We start from the raw sequence: 16,358 nt of genomic DNA, 5'->3' as shown, positions 1-16,358 counted from the left end.
CCCTTTTTTCTGTCCCTACATGTGGAAGGTTCCCGTGACTCAGAAGCCCGACCAGTGTCTTGGTGAGTGGATCGATCGTGAAGCACTTGCAGAAGCGATGATCCCGCTTATCGGTCAGCTCTACCGCAATAACAACGTGGTGAGCTCGATCTATGGCCGTAGCCTGATCAACCGTTCGGTGATCGCGATCCTCAAGGCTCACCGCTTTGCTCGCCATCGCCAGACTGACGAAACCGAACTGTCCGTCCACGAGACATTCCCCCTGCTCAAGGCCATGAGCGAGCTGAAACTGGGCGCTGCTTCGGTTGACCTCGGCAAGCTGGCCAACAAGTTCAAGCTGGAAGGCAATGGCCGTAGCGCCGAGCAGTTCGTTCGCGAAGAACTGGCTGAAGTCGTCGGTCAGCAGAACGCTTCCGCACGCAAAGGCACCGACGTTGTCCTGTACGGCTTCGGTCGCATCGGCCGCCTGTTGGCGCGCATCCTGATCGAGAAAACCGGTGGCGGCGACGGCCTGCGCCTGCGGGCCATCGTTGTGCGCAAAGGCGCCGAGAACGATCTGGTCAAGCGTGCCAGCCTGCTGCGCCGTGACTCGGTTCACGGTCCGTTCGATGGCACCATCACCATCGACGAAGAAAACAACACCATCACCGCCAACGGCAACCTGATCCAGGTGATCTATGCCAAGAGCCCGAGTGAAGTCGACTACACCCAGTACGGCATCAACAATGCCCTGATCGTCGACAACACCGGTGTATGGCGTGACGCCGACGGCCTGGGCCAGCACCTGGCCTGCCCGGGCGCTGCCCGTGTGATCCTCACCGCACCTGGCAAGGGCGCGCTGAAGAACATCGTTCACGGCATCAACCACGGCGAAATCACCGCCGACGACAAGATCATCTCCGCCGCTTCCTGCACCACCAACGCCATCGTGCCGGTGCTGAAAGCCGTGAATGACAAGTACGGCATCATCAACGGCCACGTCGAAACCGTTCACTCGTTCACCAACGACCAGAACCTGATCGACAACTTCCACAAGGGCAGCCGTCGTGGCCGCGCCGCGCCGCTGAACATGGTGATCACCGAGACTGGCGCTGCTACCGCCGCCGCCAAGGCTCTGCCTGTCCTGAAGGGCAAGCTGACCGGCAACGCCATCCGCGTTCCGACGCCGAACGTCTCCATGGCCATCCTGAACCTGAACCTGGAAAAGGCGACCTCGCGCGACGAGATCAACGAGTACCTGCGTCAGACCGCCATGCACTCGGAACTGCACAAGCAGATCGACTACGTGAGCTCCCAGGAAGTGGTCTCCACCGACTTCGTCGGCTCCCGCCACGCGGGTGTGGTCGATGCCGAAGCGACTATCTGCAACGACAGCCGCGTTGTTCTGTACGTCTGGTACGACAACGAGTTCGGTTACAGCTGCCAGGTAGTGCGCGTGATGGAAGACATGGCTGGTGTGAACCCGCCTGCATTCCCACGCTAAGCTTCTTGGTGTGTTGAAAAGAACGGGAACCTACGGGTTCCCGTTTTTTTTGAGCGTTGTGAAGCCGGCCGAGTAAGGAGGAGCGTTTTGAAAGCAGCCTTGGGCACCCTCTGTGCTTTGTTGATGTTGGCCGGCTGCGAAAAGGACGACCCGGTCGAGCGCATCAGCGGCCCCACCATGGGCAGCAGCTACACCGTGCAGTACGTGCGGCCCGCCGAGGGGCCGGATGCGGAGCAGGTGCAGCGCGAGATCGAGGGCATTCTCGCGAGCATCGACCAGCAGTTTTCCACCTACCGTAGCGATTCCATGGTCGCGCGCTTCAATCGTCTGCCCGCAGGCAGCTGTCAGGTCATGCCGGAAGGTGTGCTCAAGCTGGTGCAACTGGGCGACACGCTGTGGCGCGAAAGTGGTGGGGCCTTCGACCTGAGTGTCGAGCCGCTGCTGGACCTGTGGGGGTTCGGTCCCCTGGCGCGGGAGGAGAAAATCCCCGATCCGAACCGGCTGGCAGAGGTGCGCCAGCGTATTGGCCAGGGCCATCTGCGCATCGACGGCGAGCAGTTGTGCAAGGACATCGCCCTGGAGCTGGACTTCAACAGCATCGCCGCCGGCTACAGTGTTGATCTGATCGTCGAGCGCCTGCGCGCCCTGGGCATCAACAATATGCTGGTGGAGGTCACGGGCGAGCTCAAGGCCGTGGGGTACAAGCCTGACGACAGTCCCTGGCGGGTCGCTCTGGAACTGCCGCGCGAAGACCGCCAGATTGCCCAGCAGGTGCTCAGTATCGACGGCCTTGGTGTGTCGACGTCGGGTGACTACCGCAACTATTTCGAGGAGAATGGCCAGCGTTTTTCCCACACCTTCGACGCCCGTCTTGGCCGGCCGGTCGCGCATGCGCTGGCGGCGGTGACGGTGTTCGATCCCTCCGCGCTGGTGGCTGACGGTTATTCCACGCTGTTGCTGATACTGGGCCCGGAGCAGGGCTGGGAGTTTGCCGTGGCACAGGACCTCGCCGCCGTATTTGTGGTGCGGGCCGAGACGGGGTTCATTGCCCGTGTGACCCCGGCATTCGAGCGAATCGTCGGAACGGGCGACGCAACGAACGAGAAATGAATGTCTTGCATGTAGTGCAGAGAAAAATAGCCTACGACGCGACCAAGGGTTAATGTGCGCGCCGTTCAAGCTTGATTAGACTGCACCCGAATTTTTTCATGGCGCCCCCCGAGGCGTCATGATCGAAGCCCCGGCCGCTGACCTGGCGCCCGGGCCTGTTCTGAAGGAGTACGCATGGCTGTCTACAACTACGACGTAGTGGTGCTGGGTTCCGGCCCCGCAGGAGAAGGGGCGGCAATGAATGCCGCCAAAGCAGGACGCAAGGTAGCGATGGTCGATAGCCGTCGTCAGGTCGGCGGCAACTGCACCCATCTGGGCACCATCCCGTCCAAGGCCCTGCGTCACTCGGTGCGCCAGATCATGCAGTTCAACACCAACCCGATGTTCCGGGCCATTGGTGAGCCGCGCTGGTTCTCGTTCCCTGACGTGCTGAAAAGCGCGGAAAAGGTGATCTCCAAGCAGGTCGCTTCGCGTACCGGCTACTACGCCCGCAACCGCGTCGACGTGTTCGTCGGCACCGGCAGCTTCGCCGACGAGCAGACCATCGAAGTGGTCTGCGCCAACGGTGTGGTCGAGAAGCTGGTGGCCAAGCACATCATCATCGCCACTGGCTCGCGTCCTTATCGCCCGGCCGATATCGATTTCCACCACCCGCGTATCTACGATAGCGACACCATCCTCAGCCTCGGCCACACCCCGCGCAAACTGATCGTCTACGGCGCTGGTGTGATCGGCTGCGAATACGCGTCGATCTTCAGCGGTCTCGGCGTGTTGGTGGAACTGGTGGACAACCGTGGCCAGTTGCTCAGCTTCCTGGACTCGGAAATCTCCCAGGCCCTGAGCTATCACTTCAGCAACAACAACATCACTGTTCGCCACAACGAAGACTACGAGCGTGTCGAAGGCCTGGACAACGGTGTGATCCTGCACCTGAAATCGGGCAAGAAGATCAAGGCCGACGCCTTGCTCTGGTGCAACGGCCGTACCGGCAACACCGACCGCCTGGGCCTGGAAAACATCGGCATCAAGGTCAACAGCCGTGGCCAGATCGAAGTCGACGAAGCCTACCGGACCCAGGTGCCGAACATCTATGGCGCCGGTGACGTGATCGGCTGGCCAAGCCTGGCCAGTGCTGCCCACGACCAGGGTCGCTCGGCGGCCGGCAGCATCGTCGACAACGGTAGCTGGCGCTTCGTCAACGACGTGCCGACCGGGATCTACACCATTCCGGAGATCAGCTCGATCGGCAAGAACGAGCAGGAGCTGACCCAGGCCAAGGTGCCTTACGAAGTCGGCAAGGCGTTCTTCAAGAGCATGGCGCGTGCGCAGATCGCCGGCGAGCCGCAAGGCATGCTGAAGATCCTGTTCCACCGCGAAACCCTGGAAATCCTCGGCGTGCACTGCTTCGGCTACCAGGCGTCGGAGATCGTCCACATCGGCCAGGCCATCATGGACCAGCCGGGTGAGCGCAATACGCTGAAGTACTTCGTCAACACCACCTTCAACTACCCGACCATGGCCGAGGCCTATCGGGTGGCTGCGTACGACGGCCTCAACCGGCTTTTTTGAGCGGCTCCGGCCGGTGGCCTGAGCCGGCCGGGGAGACCGATTTCAGCGATTCTCGAGGGTGGCAGTGGCCAAACCGGGAAAGTCTGTAATCAGGCTGTCTACGCCGAAGTCAGCGAGCCGACGCATCAGCGCCGGTTCGTTGACCGTCCACACCGACACATGCAGCCCCTGGCGCTGGGCCTTGGCCAGGCGTTCGGGGCTGCAGTGCGTCCAGTTCAGTGCCAGCAATTCACAACCATAGTTCTGCGCGACCTTCAGCGGGTCGAGCCAGGTGTATTCCGCTACCAGGCCACGTGAGATGTCCGGCGTCAGTTCCAGGGCAGCGGCGAGCACTTCCCGCGAGCTGGAGGTGATGGTCACCTTGTCGAGCAGGCCGAAGCGCTGGGCCATTTCCCGGATGGCCAGGACCGTGGTGGCGGCGCGGGTGCGCGAGGCGCTCTTGACCTCCAGTTGCCAGTGCTCGAACGGGCATTTCTCGAACAACTCTTCCAGGCGCGGGATCGGGCACGGCTGCACCCAGCCCGGACCACCGTTGCGTGCGTCGTAGGTCACAAGCTCCGCAGCGCTGTGCTCCACCACCTTGCCGCGACGGCCGGTGGTGCGCTTGAGGGTAGGATCGTGGATCACCATCAGTTCGTTGTCGGCTGACAGGTGCAGATCGAGTTCGCAACGCCGCACGCCGTGTTTCAGGCACTGCTGGAAGCTGGTCAGGGTGTTTTCGGGGGCTTCGCCCTTGGCGCCACGATGGCCGTAAATCTGGGTCACGTTTGTTCCTTCAAGAAAGACTGAAGCTCAGGAGGCTGCCGGGCCGTTCTGTTCCAGGGCCTGGCGGCGCTGTTGCGCCTGCCGTTGCAGGATGTAGCGCGCCAGCAGTTGACGCTGGGCGTCACTGATATCGACGAATTCGGTACCGATCTCGTAATGGCCGTCGGCCTTCTTGTCACAGTGCGTGACTTTCGCTCGCAACAGCAAGCCCGAGGCCCGCGGCATCAGCACCATTTTCAGTGCCACGCGGCTGCCGGGCGTGAACGCGCTGGCGTGCGTGAACTCGACACCGCCTTCGGACAGGATGACCGGCTGCGGCGCGCCAATCTCGCCGATCAGGGTCTGTGCCACCACTGCACTGAGCAGGTCGATGCGTTTGTTCTGGGCCTTGAGGAAGGCCGCCAGGGTGCGATCCTTTTCGCTGAGCTGGCGTAGCAGGTGCTGGGATTCGAACTCGCTGAGGTGCAGTTCGCTAAGCAGATTGAACAGCGGTGAATCATCCTGCAACAAGTCTGTGCCAAGGGCTTCAGCCGCGCTCAGCGGGGTAATTTCCAGTGCGATCCGGTCCTCGATACGGTAGTATTCGCGGCGATCTTCTTCATCTATTGTCGACATGGCGAACCCATGGTAGCGGCGGTGGTCTGAGTGTAAATCCGCCGTCCTGGCCCCGCCACAAGGACGTTCCTCTTTCATCCGAACAAGCCCCGACATGTTCAGACCTCTTTTCGTATACATCGGTACGCGCTACACCCGTGCCAAGCGGCGCAATCACTTCGTTTCGTTCATTTCCCTGACCTCGATGATCGGCCTCGCCCTCGGCGTGGTGGTGATGATCGTGGTGCTCTCGGTCATGAACGGCTTCGATCATGAGATGCGTACCCGCGTACTGGGCATGGTCCCTCATGCCACGCTTGAGACCGGTCAACCGCTGAGCGATTGGCCGGCCCTTGCCGATAGAGTTAAGCAGAATCCGTCCGTGCTGGCGGTAGCGCCATTCACTCAGATGCAGGGTTTGCTGACCCACGAAGGCAAGGTACAGAAGGTACTGCTCAACGGTGTTGACCCGGCGCAAGAGCGCAAGGTTTCGATTATCGGCGACTTCATCCGCGAAGGCCGCCTCGAAGACCTGGAACCCGGCAGCTTCGGCATCATGATCGGCGACAAGGCGGCCGCCAAACTGGGCGTCAGCGTCGGCGACAAGCTGACCTTCGTCGCGCCCGAGGTCACTGTCACCCCGGCCGGGATGTTCCCGCGCATGAAGCGTTTCACCGTGACCGGCATCTTCCATGTCGGCGCCGGTGAAATCGACGGCTACCTGGGCCTGACCAACCTCTCCGACCTGTCCCGCCTGCACCGCTGGAAAGCTGATCAGGTCCAGGGCCTGCGGCTGAAATTCGACGACCTGTTCCAGGCCCCGCGCAACGCCTACAACATTGCCCGGCAACTGGGCGAGCAGGAGTTCTATGCCCGCGACTGGACCCGCAGCTACGGCAACCTGTACCAGGCGATTCGCATGGAAAAGGCCATGATCGGCCTGTTGCTGCTGCTGATCGTCGCGGTGGCGGCGTTCAATATCATTTCCACGCTGGTGATGGTGGTGAACGACAAGCGCGGCGATATCGCGATCCTGCGGACCCTTGGTTCGACGCCGCGGCAGATCATGGCGATCTTCATGGTCCAGGGCACGGTGATCGGCGTGGTCGGCACGGCCATCGGCGCCGCGGTCGGGATCCTTGCGGCGCTCAACGTCAGTGCCGCCATCGCCGGCCTCGAGCGGCTGATCGGTCACAAGTTCCTCAACGCCGATGTCTACTTCATCGACTACCTGCCGTCGCGGATCATGGCCGAAGACGTGTGGATGGTCTGTGGCGCGGCGCTGGTCCTGAGTTTCCTCGCCACCCTGTATCCGGCCTGGCGTGCGGCACGCACCCAGCCCGCGGAGGCGCTTCGTTATGAGTGAGTTGGGCATGAGTGATAAAGCCGTACTGAGTTGCCGCAACCTGGGCAAATCCTATGAGGAAGGCCCGGAGTCGGTGCAGGTGCTGTCGAACCTGCAACTGGAACTGCTCCCCGGTGAGCGGGTCGCGATCGTCGGCAGTTCCGGTTCGGGCAAGAGCACCTTGCTCAACCTGCTGGGCGGCCTCGATACGCCGAGCCAAGGCAGCGTCTGGCTGGCCGGCGAGGAGCTTTCGGCCCTCGGCGAGCGTGCCCGCGGCCTGCTGCGCAACCGCGCGCTGGGCTTCGTCTACCAGTTCCATCACCTGTTGCCGGAATTCACCGCGCTGGAAAACGTGTGCATGCCGCTGCTGATCGGCCGCACGCCGATCCCGGAAGCCCGCGAGCGCGCCGAGGCGCTGCTCAAGCGTGTCGGTCTCGGTCACCGCCTGAGCCACAAGCCGTCCGAACTCTCCGGTGGCGAGCGCCAGCGCGTGGCCATCGCCCGCGCCCTGGTCAACCGGCCGGGCCTGGTGATGCTCGACGAGCCCACCGGCAACCTCGACCAGCACACCGCCCAGGGCATCCAGGACCTGATGCGCGAGCTGAGCAGCTCGTCGCAGACCGCGTTCCTGGTGGTGACCCATGACCTGAACCTGGCGCGGCAGATGGATCGTGTGCTGCGCCTGGAAGAGGGTCACCTGGTTCCGATCTGATTCGAGGAGGGCGCCCGTGCCGATGCCGGGCGCCCTGGCCGTTATTCTTGCTGGGTGCATCCGTTCATGTTCAGACCCTTGTCTATTTTCATCGGCGCGCGCTACACCCGCGCCAAGCGCCGCAACCATTTCATCTCGTTCATTTCCATGACATCGATGATCGGCCTGTCCCTGGGCGTGCTGGCGATGATCGTGGTGTTGTCGGTGATGAACGGCTTCCAGCGCGAGATGAGCTCGCGCATCCTCGGCATGGTGCCGCACGCCACCATCGTCGGCGTCAAGCCGCTGGACGACTGGCAGCCGGTGGCCGCCGCCGCGTTGAAGAATCCCGAGGTCATCGCCGCGGTGCCCTTCACCGAAATGGAAGGCATGCTTTCCTACAAGGGCTCGATGCAGCCGATCAAGATCAATGGCATCGACCCGGAACAGGAAGGCAAGGTTTCGATCGTCGCCGAGCACATCGTCCAGGGTCGCCTGGAAGACCTCAAGCCGGGCGAGTTCGGCGTGGTCATCGGCGAAATCACCGCGCGGCGTTTCCGCCTGAGCGTCGGTGACAAGCTGACCTTGATCGTGCCCGAGGTGAGCAGCGAAGCGGGTGGCATCACCCCGCGCATGCAGCGCCTCAACGTGGTCGGGATCTTCAAGGTAGGCGCCGAGCTGGATGGCTCCATGGGCATGATCCATGTGGCCGACGCCGCGCAGATGCAGCGTTGGGAGCCGAACCAGGTGCAGAGCGTGCGCCTCAAGCTCAAGGATCTGTACGCCGCGCCGGCGGTGTCCGCGGCGATTGTCGCGGGCCTTGGCGATCAGTACCGCGCCGACGACTGGACCCACACCCAGGGCAGCCTGTTCAGCGCCATGAAAATGGAAAAGACCATGATCGGCCTGTTGCTGCTGATGATCATCGCGGTGGCGGCGTTCAACATCATCGCCACCCTGATCATGGTAGTGAACGACAAGGGCGCGGATATCGCCATCCTGCGCACCATCGGCGCAACACCCGGGCAGATCATGGGCGCGTTCATGGTTCAGGGCAGCCTGATCGGCGTGGTCGGCACCCTGATCGGCGGTGTGTTCGGGGTGTTAGCGGCGTTGAATGTCAGCGCGCTGGTGGGTTGGCTGGAGCGCATCAGCGGCCAGCATATCTTCACCTCTGACGTGTATTTCATCAGCTCGCTGCCATCGGAGTTGCAGTGGGGCGATGTGGCGCTGATCTGCAGCGCCGGCCTGGTGATGAGCTTTCTCGCGACGATTTACCCGGCCTGGCGTGCATCGCAGGTCGAGCCGGCCATGGCGCTGCGCTACGAGTAAACGGCGTTGTCAGGCGGCCGGTAGCTGGATGATGAAACGCGTCCAGCCATCGGCCGATTCGGCGCGCAGCGTCCCGCCATGGGCACGGACGATGGATTGGGTGATGGCCAGGCCCAGCCCCGCATGTTCGCTGCTGCCGGCCCGGCGTGCCGGGTCGGCGCGGTAGAAACGATCGAACAGCCGCGGCAGCAGCGCCGGATCGATCGGCTCGCCGCGGTTGACCACTTCCAGGCGTAGTTGCCCGCCACTTTCCTCGATACCTACCTGAATATCTCCTCCCTGTGCGGTGTAGCGCAGCGCATTGTCGAGCAGGTTGGACAAGGCGCGGCGCAGCATATGCCGGTCGCCGTCCAGCGTGGCGGCGCCGTTGCGCGCCAGCCGGACCTGGGCGTCCTCGGCCAGTGGCGCGTAATACTCCAGCAGCGCATCGACTTCCTCGTGCAACGCCAATGGCTCACGGTTGGGCATCAGCAGGCCGTGGTCGGCCTTGGCCAGGTAAAGCATGTCGTTGACCAGTTGCGCCATCCATTGCAGCTCTTCGAGGTTGCCGTGCAGCGCTTCGCGGTATTCGTCCAGGCTGCGCGGCCGGGTCAGGGTGACCTGGGTGTGGGTCAGCAGGTTCGACAGCGGCGTGCGTAATTCATGGGCGATATCGGCGGAGAAGGCCGAGAGGCGCTGGAAGGCGTCGTCCAGTCGCTCCAGCATGGCGTTCATCGTGGTTGCCAGTTCCGCCAGTTCCACCGGCATCTGCCCCACCGGCAGGCGGGTGGTCAGCGAGCGGGCGGAAACGCTGGCGGCAATCTCGCCCATCTGGCGCAACGGGCGCAGGCCGCTGCGCGCAGCCCAGACCCCGAGCAGGGCGGTGGCCAGGGCGCAGAGGCCGACGGTCAGCCAGATCAGCCGCTGCATGCGTTGCAGGAAGTGCTGGTGGTGGGTGATGTCGAGCAGCAGCGTCAGTTGCAGGTCTGGCAGTTGCACGCCGAGGCTGCGGTAGTCGGCATGTTCGGCGCGCAGGGTGTTCAGGCCAGGCCCTGCCGGCGCATCAGGTAGGCCCGCGCGACTGTCAAACCAGATCTCGCCGTCGGTGCCGCGGATACGCAGGGCCAGATCGGACTGGTGGCTCAGTTCGCTCTGCAGGGCGGGCAGGCGCAAGGCGAGGTCGGCGCTGCTGTGCACACCCTCGAGCATGCGCTGCAGGACCGGCAGGCGGCTGTTGAGCAATTGCTGGTCGAGTTCGATGAAGTGGGTTTCGCTGGCGCGGCTGAACAGGATCCCCGCCAGCAGCGACACCACGGCGGTGCAGGCGGCGAACAGCAGGGCGAGGCGGGCGCCGAGGGACAGCCGGAGCATCAGGCCGGACGCTCTTCGAGCACATAGCCCATGCCGCGCACCGTGTGGATCAGCTTATTGTCGTGGGCATCGTCGATCTTCAGACGCAGCCGGCGGATCGCCACTTCGATGACGTTGGTGTCGCTGTCGAAATTCATGTCCCAGACCTGCGACGCAATCAGCGATTTAGGCAGCACCTCGCCCTGGCGCCGCAGCAGCAGTTCCAGCAGGGCGAACTCCTTGGCGGTCAGGTCCAGGCGCTGGCCGCCGCGTTCGACCCGGCGGCGGATCAGGTCCAGGCGCAGGTCGGCCAGGCCGAGGGTGGTTTCCTGAGCCGGGTTGAGGCCGCGACGCAGCAGGGTGCGGACCCGCGCCAGCAGCTCGGAGAAGGCGAACGGCTTGACCAGATAGTCGTCGGCGCCCAGTTCCAGGCCGTGGACCCGGTCTTCCACGGCATCGCGGGCGGTGAGGAACAGCACCGGCACATTGAGGCCGGCGTCACGCACAGCCTGGAGAATCTGCCAGCCATTGCGACCGGGCAGCATCACATCGAGGATCAGCAGGTCATAGTCGCCGGTCAGGGCCAGGTGCTGGCCGCTGTCGCCGTCGTTGGCCAGCTCGGTACTGAACCCGGCCTCGCTGAGGCCCTGGCGCAGGTACTGGCCGGTCTTGGCCTGGTCTTCGACGATCAACAGTTTCATGGGGTTCTCGGAGGCGGTGGGGCAGGGACGTTATACCTTTCCTGCATTCAGGCAGGGCGAAGCTGACAAAGTTGTAATCTTTTCGTCAGGTGGACGCCAGCGCCGGCTTTGCACGATGGCGGCATGAAGCGATCGATGATGAGGAACACCCCGATGAAATCCCTGATAACCGCTGCCGTCCTCGCACTGCTCAGCCTTCCGGCCATGGCCGCGCCGGGCGCACACGCGTTCGCTTTCGGCCAGCCAGCGCCAGCGGCCAAGGCTACGCGCACCGTCGAGGTGGTGCTGGGCGACATGTACTTCGAGCCGCGCAGCCTGGAAGTGAAGGCCGGCGAGACGGTGCGCTTCGTGGTGATCAACAAGGGTCAGGTGGCCCACGAGTTCAACCTTGGCGATGCGGCCATGCATGCGCAGCACCAGAAGGAAATGCTGGCGATGGCGACCATGGACCACGCCAGCATGGGCCATGGGGGAATGGAGCACGGCGCGATGCAGCATGACGAGCCGAACATGGTGATGGTCGCGCCGGGCCAGCGCGGTGAATTGACCTGGAGCTTCAGCCAGTCGACCCCGATCGAGTTCGCCTGCAACGTGCCGGGGCACTATCAGGCCGGGATGGTTGGCAAGCTGACTATCGCGCAATGACCAAAGGCAGGCGCAAACCCGATAAACTACGGCAATTTCGTCCTTCAGGTTTGAGCCATGCACCCCGCTGCAGAACATTCCCCGCTGGGTAAAGCCAGCGAATACGTTTCCACTTACACGCCTTCGTTGCTGTTCCCGATCCCGCGTACCGCCAAATGGGCCGAGCTGGGCGTCAGCGCCGAGACCCTGCCGTGGCACGGCACCGATTTCTGGAACTGCTTCGAGCTGTCCTGGCTGCTGCCATCGGGCAAGCCGGTGGTGGCCATCGGTGAGTTCGCCATTCCTGCGGATTCGCCGAACATCATCGAGTCCAAGTCGTTCAAGCTCTACCTCAATTCGCTGAACCAGACTGCTTTCGACTCGCCGCAGGCGCTGCAGGCCTGCCTGGAGAAAGACCTCGGCGCGGCCGCCGGCAAGCCGGTGAGCGTGCGTATCCGCCGCCTGGGTGATGTGGAAAAAGAGGGTGTAGCCGGGTTGCCGGGCCAGTGCATCGACGAGCTGGACGTCAGCATCAGCAACTACGAGCAACCGCAACCTGAGTTGCTGCGTTGCAACACGGACAAGGTGGTCGAGCAGACCCTGCACAGCCATTTGCTCAAGTCCAACTGCCCGGTGACCGGTCAGCCGGACTGGGGCAGCGTGGTCGTCGAATACCGCGGCCCGGAGCTGGATGCGGCAAGCCTGCTGACGTACCTGATCAGTTTCCGCCAGCACGCGGACTTCCATGAGCAGTGCGTGGAGCGCATCTTCCTCGACCTCAAGCGCCTGCTCGATCCGCAGCACCTGACGGTGTACGCGCGCTATGTGCGCCGTGGCGGGCTGGACATCAACCCGTACCGCAGCCTCGGTCAGGTGAGCCCGGATAACCGGCGGTTGGTCCGGCAGTAACGAAAAAGCCCCGTCTAGACGGGGCTTTTTATTTGAGCGGGGTGGGTTCAGATCCCCATGCTTTGCAGGCTCTGAACGATATTGCGCAAGGTGGCGGTCAGGCCCGGGTGATCGACCTCGAAGCGTTCCACGGCGAGGTTGACGCCGTCGACCAGGTTGGTGTCCTGGGTTGCCGCTTCCAGTTTGATCTGGGCATCGATTTGCTGCATCAGCACCTGGAGTTGCTCACGCTCTTCCAGCGACAGCGGCGGGTTTTGCTCCAGTTGCTCGCGCAGGGTGTTGAGCTGTTCTTGCAGTTCGCGGGCAGGCATGGTGATCTCCCTTTATCAGTAGGCACAGCCATGGACCCCTGCCTTGTGCGAAAGGTCCATGCATGGCTGACAGATTAATCCACACGGGCCGGCTTTGCATGATCCGGATCAAGCGCGGGTGATCAGGGTTTTTCGCCCTTGAGCCGGCGCTGGCTGATATCGGCGAGGCAGTCGGCCAGCTCCTGCAAATGATCGATCACCGAATGCACGCCGAGGCTGAACAGTTGCAGGGTGGCCTTGCCGCGTTTGTGCTCGCGCTGCTTGTCGTCCAGCGCTTGCCACTCGGTTTCGGATAACCCGCACAACGGGCCGCAGGCCGCCAGGCCGATGGTCCACAGGCCGGCATTGAGGCCGGCCTGGAGCAGCCGCGGTTCGCCGCTGATCAGCACACAGCCATCCAGTTGCCTGGCCTCGATGGCCATCAATGCCCGCCAACAGGCGTCCGGCGCGGGCCAGGGCTTGGCGTCGTGGTGCGGCGTTGCCGCCAGCCAGTCGGGCAGGGCGCGGCTCAGGTGTTGGCCGGTGTGCGCCGGCACTTCGTCCAGCCAGGCGCAGGGCACGCGATGGCGGCGTAGCCAGTCGAGTACGTCGAGGGCACCGGGGGTGGGGAGAACGGGGAGGTCCGGCGCGCTGTCCAGGCTACGGCCGCCGAAGTCGACCAGGCAGCCACGAAGTCCGAACAGGAGCGCGGTGAAGGCGGGCGCGTGAGGCATGGCAACATCCCTGAAATATCAGGACACTACTGGCCGTTCGTGACGATTTGGTGACGGGCGTTTGACGCGCGTGGCGTCAACTATTTGCGACGCAAACGTTACTAGGCTTTATACTCGTCCACTTTGGCGCGGAGCTGTTTCGCGCGTTGCGTTCATCAGGAGAACATCTATGCGTGGGATCGGTGCGAGCGTGCTCGATCGTTTGTTCCGGGCCAGCGTGTGCGCAACTGCGCTGCTGGCGCCTTTCGCGGCTCAGGCGGCTACCGAGGAAGACCCTTGGGAAAGCATCAACCGGCCGATTTTCCGTTTCAACGACACGGTCGACACCTATGCGTTCAAGCCGATCGCCCAGGGCTACCGGTTTGTAACGCCGCAGTTCGTGGAAGACGGCATCCATAACATGTTCCTCAACCTGGGTGATGTGACCAACCTGGCCAACAACATCCTCCAGCTCAAGCCCCATGCGGCCGGTGTCGATACCGCCCGGCTGATCGTCAACACCACCTTCGGTCTTGGCGGCTTCTTCGATGTGGGGACCAAAATGGGCCTGCAGCGCAATGATGAAGACTTCGGCCAGACCCTGGGCTACTGGGGTGTACACAGCGGTCCTTACGTGATGCTGCCGTTGCTGGGTCCGAGCACCGTGCGCGATGCGCTGGGCAAGTATCCCGATACCTACACTGAACCCTACCGCTACGTGAATCACGTGCCGACCCGCAACACCGCGATCGGCGTCGACCTGGTCGACACACGCGCCAGCCTGCTGTCGGCGGAGAAGATGATCCAGGGCGACAAGTACATCTTCATCCGCAACGCCTACCTGCAGAACCGCGAGTTCAAGGTCAAGGACGGCGACGTCGAAGACGATTTCTGATCGTCGGCAAGTAGAAAAGGCGACCTCCGGGTCGCCTTTTTCATTGGGGCATCCTTCCATTGAGTTGCCACAAACCGGGTTTTTATAACCACCGGTGATTTGCACTGCAAACAGCCGCACGCGAGCGGCGGTGCATGCTTGAAACGCCTGGCGGATGGGAGTACCGTCTGCGCCTTACAGGGCACCTCTGCAAGTTGTCGGTCGGCTTTTTCTGACCTACAACTCAGATAGACAGAGTGGCTAGAAGAGAATCCAGTACGTGTGCTCCAACCTGTCGAGCCGCTTACGCCAACCTATTTCTGGCGCCGTTTGCCCACATGCAGAAAACCAGTGCAACGCTGCTGATAATCGATGACGACGACGTGGTGCGCGAGAGCCTCGCCGCCTACCTGGAAGACAGCGGTTTCAGTGTCCTGCAGGCAAGCAATGGCCAGCAGGGCCTTCAAGTCTTCGAGCAGGATCGTCCCGACCTTGTGCTCTGTGACCTGCGCATGCCGCAAATGGGCGGTCTGGAGCTGATCCGACAAGTGACCGAACGTGCGCCTGACCTGCCGGTGATCGTGGTTTCCGGTGCGGGCGTGATGAACGATGCTGTCGAAGCCCTGCGTCTGGGCGCTGCCGATTACCTGATCAAGCCGCTTGAAGACCTCGCAGTGCTCGAGCACTCGGTTCGCCGCGCGCTCGATCGTGCGTACCTGATCAAGGAAAACCAGCGCTACCGGGAAAAGCTCGAAACCGCCAACCGCGAACTTGAAGCCAGCCTCCACCTGCTTCAGGAAGACCAGACAGCGGGTCGCCAGGTGCAGATGAACATGCTCCCGGAAAGTCCGTGGAGCATTGGCGAGTTTTCCTTCGAACACCAGATCATCCCGTCGCTGTATCTCTCTGGCGACTTTGCTGATTACTTCCGCGTCGACGAGCGGCGGATCGCCTTCTACCTGGCGGACGTGTCCGGCCATGGCGCGTCCTCGGCCTTCGTGACCGTACTGCTGAAGTTCATGACCACCCGCCTGCTGTTCGAATTCAAGCGCAGCGGCACCCTGCGGGACTTCAAGCCGTCGGAAGTGCTCGGGCACATCAACCGCGGCCTGATCAACTGCAAGCTGGGCAAGCACGTGACCATGGTTGGCGGTGTCATCGATGAAGACACCGGATTGCTGACCTATGCCATCGGCGGCCACCTGCCGCTGCCGGTACTGTATACCCCGGAGCAGAGCCTTTATCTGGAAGGCCGAGGATTGCCGGTCGGTCTGTTCGACGAAGCAACGTACCAGGATCACGTCCTGGAGCTGCCGTCGCAGTTCAGCCTGACCCTGCTATCTGATGGCATTCTGGACCTTTTGCCCGGCGCAACACTCAAAGAAAAAGAAGCATCCCTGCCTGAGATTGTCAGGGATGCGGGCGGCAGCCTGGATGGCCTGCGGCAACGATTCGGATTGGCTACGCTTGGGGAGATGCCGGATGATATCGCCCTATTGGTGTTGAGCAGGAACCTTCAATGAGTACCGGTAGAATCCAGTTCGCCGAACAGAGCGGCACCTTTGTTCTGAAGTTTGTCGGTGAAGTGCGTCTGACCCTGTGTTCGGCGCTGGATGCAACTATTGAGAAGATCTTCACCGCGCTGAATTTCTCGGCGATCGTCATCGATCTCACAGAAACCCAGAGCATCGACAGCACCACGCTCGGCCTGTTGGCCAAGCTGTCGATTCTGTCGCGGCAGAAGGTTGGCCTGCTGCCGACCGTGGTGACCACCCACGCCGACATCACTCGCCTGTTGCAGTCGATGGGCTTCGATCAGGTGTTCAACATCGTCGACCGGCCGATTCCGTGCCCGGAATGCCTGACCGACCTGCCTTCCCAGGACCAGGACGAAGAGGTGGTGCGGGCCAAGGTGCTGGAGGCGCACAAGATCCTGATGGGCTTGAATGACTCCAACCGTGAAGCCTTCCATGACCTGGTGAACGCGCTCGAGCGTAGCTGAACCCTTCAGGGCCTCATCGCCGCGATG

Annotated in this window: 17 protein-coding genes; 11 read left to right on the top strand and 6 right to left on the bottom strand. The window is 62.6% G+C overall.

The window, feature by feature from the left end; all coding sequences use genetic code 11:
- Positions 1–19: 19 nt before the first annotated feature.
- The 3 genes from NTD82_RS26760 (at position 20) to sthA (ending at position 4,162) form a co-directional block, all read left to right on the top strand.
- Entirely contained in the window at positions 20–1,483 is a 1,464-nt protein-coding gene (locus NTD82_RS26760) for a glyceraldehyde-3-phosphate dehydrogenase (RefSeq protein WP_095157917.1), read from the top strand.
- A gap of 87 nt (positions 1,484–1,570) precedes the next feature.
- On the top strand, positions 1,571–2,593 hold the full coding sequence (locus tag NTD82_RS26755; protein WP_262130904.1) for an FAD:protein FMN transferase: 1,023 nt from the start codon (positions 1,571–1,573) through the stop codon (positions 2,591–2,593).
- A gap of 174 nt (positions 2,594–2,767) precedes the next feature.
- Entirely contained in the window at positions 2,768–4,162 is a 1,395-nt protein-coding gene (gene sthA / locus NTD82_RS26750) for a Si-specific NAD(P)(+) transhydrogenase (RefSeq protein WP_095157913.1), read from the top strand.
- A 42-nt stretch (positions 4,163–4,204) separates the two neighbouring features.
- Here sthA and NTD82_RS26745 read toward each other — a convergent pair whose 3' ends face one another.
- Positions 4,205–4,927: a glycerophosphodiester phosphodiesterase gene (locus tag NTD82_RS26745; protein WP_095157911.1), complete on the bottom strand. Its 723-nt coding sequence runs from the start codon at positions 4,925–4,927 to the stop codon at positions 4,205–4,207.
- Between the two features lie 27 nt (positions 4,928–4,954).
- Complete coding sequence (locus NTD82_RS26740; RefSeq protein ID WP_095157909.1) at positions 4,955–5,542, bottom strand: PilZ domain-containing protein; 588 nt, start codon at positions 5,540–5,542, stop codon at positions 4,955–4,957.
- Positions 5,543–5,636: 94 nt separating this feature from the next.
- On the opposite strand from NTD82_RS26740, the gene NTD82_RS26735 reads away from it, so the two are divergent.
- From NTD82_RS26735 to NTD82_RS26725, 3 genes are all read left to right on the top strand, one after another.
- Positions 5,637–6,887 carry a lipoprotein-releasing ABC transporter permease subunit gene (locus NTD82_RS26735; RefSeq protein ID WP_262130903.1) on the top strand — a complete coding sequence of 417 codons (1,251 nt, stop codon included), beginning with the start codon at positions 5,637–5,639 and terminating at the stop codon, positions 6,885–6,887.
- Between the two features lie 7 nt (positions 6,888–6,894).
- Positions 6,895–7,578, top strand: coding sequence for a lipoprotein-releasing ABC transporter ATP-binding protein LolD (lolD, locus tag NTD82_RS26730; protein ID WP_175653784.1), 684 nt, complete (start codon positions 6,895–6,897; stop codon positions 7,576–7,578).
- Between the two features lie 66 nt (positions 7,579–7,644).
- Positions 7,645–8,889, top strand: coding sequence for a lipoprotein-releasing ABC transporter permease subunit (locus tag NTD82_RS26725; RefSeq protein ID WP_095157903.1), 1,245 nt, complete (start codon positions 7,645–7,647; stop codon positions 8,887–8,889).
- 9 nt (positions 8,890–8,898) lie between these two features.
- On the opposite strand, the gene NTD82_RS26720 is transcribed toward NTD82_RS26725, so the two are convergent.
- Positions 8,899–10,242 carry a heavy metal sensor histidine kinase gene (locus NTD82_RS26720; RefSeq protein ID WP_262130970.1) on the bottom strand — a complete coding sequence of 448 codons (1,344 nt, stop codon included), beginning with the start codon at positions 10,240–10,242 and terminating at the stop codon, positions 8,899–8,901.
- Positions 10,239–10,919, bottom strand: a complete 681-nt coding sequence (locus tag NTD82_RS26715; RefSeq protein ID WP_095157899.1) for a heavy metal response regulator transcription factor — start codon at positions 10,917–10,919, stop codon at positions 10,239–10,241. Before NTD82_RS26715 ends, NTD82_RS26720 begins: the two co-directional genes overlap by 4 nt.
- Positions 10,920–11,072: 153 nt before the next feature.
- Here NTD82_RS26715 and NTD82_RS26710 point away from each other — a divergent pair, with 153 nt between their 5' ends.
- Together NTD82_RS26710 and queF are read left to right on the top strand one after the other, a co-directional pair.
- Positions 11,073–11,564 (top strand): cupredoxin family protein, encoded by a 492-nt coding sequence (locus NTD82_RS26710; RefSeq protein WP_262130902.1) that lies wholly within the window; start codon positions 11,073–11,075, stop codon positions 11,562–11,564.
- 57 nt (positions 11,565–11,621) lie between these two features.
- Complete coding sequence (gene queF, locus NTD82_RS26705) at positions 11,622–12,452, top strand: NADPH-dependent 7-cyano-7-deazaguanine reductase QueF (protein ID WP_262130901.1); 831 nt, start codon at positions 11,622–11,624, stop codon at positions 12,450–12,452.
- Positions 12,453–12,499: 47 nt separating this feature from the next.
- Here queF and NTD82_RS26700 read toward each other — a convergent pair whose 3' ends face one another.
- On the bottom strand, positions 12,500–12,763 hold the full coding sequence (locus NTD82_RS26700) for a DUF4404 family protein (RefSeq protein WP_095157892.1): 264 nt from the start codon (positions 12,761–12,763) through the stop codon (positions 12,500–12,502).
- A gap of 122 nt (positions 12,764–12,885) precedes the next feature.
- Positions 12,886–13,476 carry a phosphonoacetaldehyde phosphonohydrolase-related protein gene (locus NTD82_RS26695; protein WP_110972655.1) on the bottom strand — a complete coding sequence of 197 codons (591 nt, stop codon included), beginning with the start codon at positions 13,474–13,476 and terminating at the stop codon, positions 12,886–12,888.
- A gap of 169 nt (positions 13,477–13,645) precedes the next feature.
- Between NTD82_RS26695 and NTD82_RS26690 the strand changes: the two genes are divergently transcribed.
- From NTD82_RS26690 to rssC, 3 genes are all read left to right on the top strand, one after another.
- Positions 13,646–14,350, top strand: a complete 705-nt coding sequence (locus NTD82_RS26690) for a VacJ family lipoprotein (protein ID WP_095157888.1) — start codon at positions 13,646–13,648, stop codon at positions 14,348–14,350.
- Positions 14,351–14,667: 317 nt separating this feature from the next.
- Positions 14,668–15,852 (top strand): two-component system response regulator RssB, encoded by a 1,185-nt coding sequence (gene rssB / locus NTD82_RS26685; protein ID WP_110972653.1) that lies wholly within the window; start codon positions 14,668–14,670, stop codon positions 15,850–15,852.
- The gene (gene rssC / locus NTD82_RS26680; protein WP_095157885.1) at positions 15,849–16,331 is read left to right on the top strand and encodes an anti-sigma factor antagonist RssC; all 483 of its coding nucleotides are present in this window, start codon (positions 15,849–15,851) and stop codon (positions 16,329–16,331) included. The genes rssB and rssC overlap by 4 nt, the downstream gene beginning before the upstream one ends.
- The last annotated feature ends 27 nt before the right edge of the window (positions 16,332–16,358 follow it).

The sequence above is a fragment of the Pseudomonas sp. 5P_5.1_Bac1 genome (genome assembly GCF_025466015.1).
Taxonomy (GTDB): Bacteria; Pseudomonadota; Gammaproteobacteria; order Pseudomonadales; family Pseudomonadaceae; genus Aquipseudomonas.
The sequence above is the reverse complement of the archived record's forward strand: the minus strand, read 5'-3'. Positions and strand labels throughout refer to the sequence as shown.

What these genes read in the sequence shown, in the direction of transcription:
- NTD82_RS26760 (WP_095157917.1), top strand. Translation starts at nt 20, where the DNA reads ATGTGGAAGGTTCCCGTGACTCAGAAGCCCGACCAGTGTCTTGGTGAG.
- sthA (WP_095157913.1), top strand. Translation starts at nt 2,768, where the DNA reads ATGGCTGTCTACAACTACGACGTAGTGGTGCTGGGTTCCGGCCCCGCA.
- NTD82_RS26740 (WP_095157909.1), bottom strand. Translation starts at nt 5,542, where the DNA reads ATGTCGACAATAGATGAAGAAGATCGCCGCGAATACTACCGTATCGAG.
- NTD82_RS26735 (WP_262130903.1), top strand. Translation starts at nt 5,637, where the DNA reads ATGTTCAGACCTCTTTTCGTATACATCGGTACGCGCTACACCCGTGCC.
- lolD (WP_175653784.1), top strand. Translation starts at nt 6,895, where the DNA reads ATGAGTGATAAAGCCGTACTGAGTTGCCGCAACCTGGGCAAATCCTAT.
- NTD82_RS26725 (WP_095157903.1), top strand. Translation starts at nt 7,645, where the DNA reads ATGTTCAGACCCTTGTCTATTTTCATCGGCGCGCGCTACACCCGCGCC.
- NTD82_RS26715 (WP_095157899.1), bottom strand. Translation starts at nt 10,919, where the DNA reads ATGAAACTGTTGATCGTCGAAGACCAGGCCAAGACCGGCCAGTACCTG.
- NTD82_RS26710 (WP_262130902.1), top strand. Translation starts at nt 11,073, where the DNA reads ATGAAATCCCTGATAACCGCTGCCGTCCTCGCACTGCTCAGCCTTCCG.
- queF (WP_262130901.1), top strand. Translation starts at nt 11,622, where the DNA reads ATGCACCCCGCTGCAGAACATTCCCCGCTGGGTAAAGCCAGCGAATAC.
- NTD82_RS26700 (WP_095157892.1), bottom strand. Translation starts at nt 12,763, where the DNA reads ATGCCTGCCCGCGAACTGCAAGAACAGCTCAACACCCTGCGCGAGCAA.
- NTD82_RS26695 (WP_110972655.1), bottom strand. Translation starts at nt 13,476, where the DNA reads ATGCCTCACGCGCCCGCCTTCACCGCGCTCCTGTTCGGACTTCGTGGC.
- NTD82_RS26690 (WP_095157888.1), top strand. Translation starts at nt 13,646, where the DNA reads ATGCGTGGGATCGGTGCGAGCGTGCTCGATCGTTTGTTCCGGGCCAGC.
- rssB (WP_110972653.1), top strand. Translation starts at nt 14,668, where the DNA reads ATGCAGAAAACCAGTGCAACGCTGCTGATAATCGATGACGACGACGTG.
- rssC (WP_095157885.1), top strand. Translation starts at nt 15,849, where the DNA reads ATGAGTACCGGTAGAATCCAGTTCGCCGAACAGAGCGGCACCTTTGTT.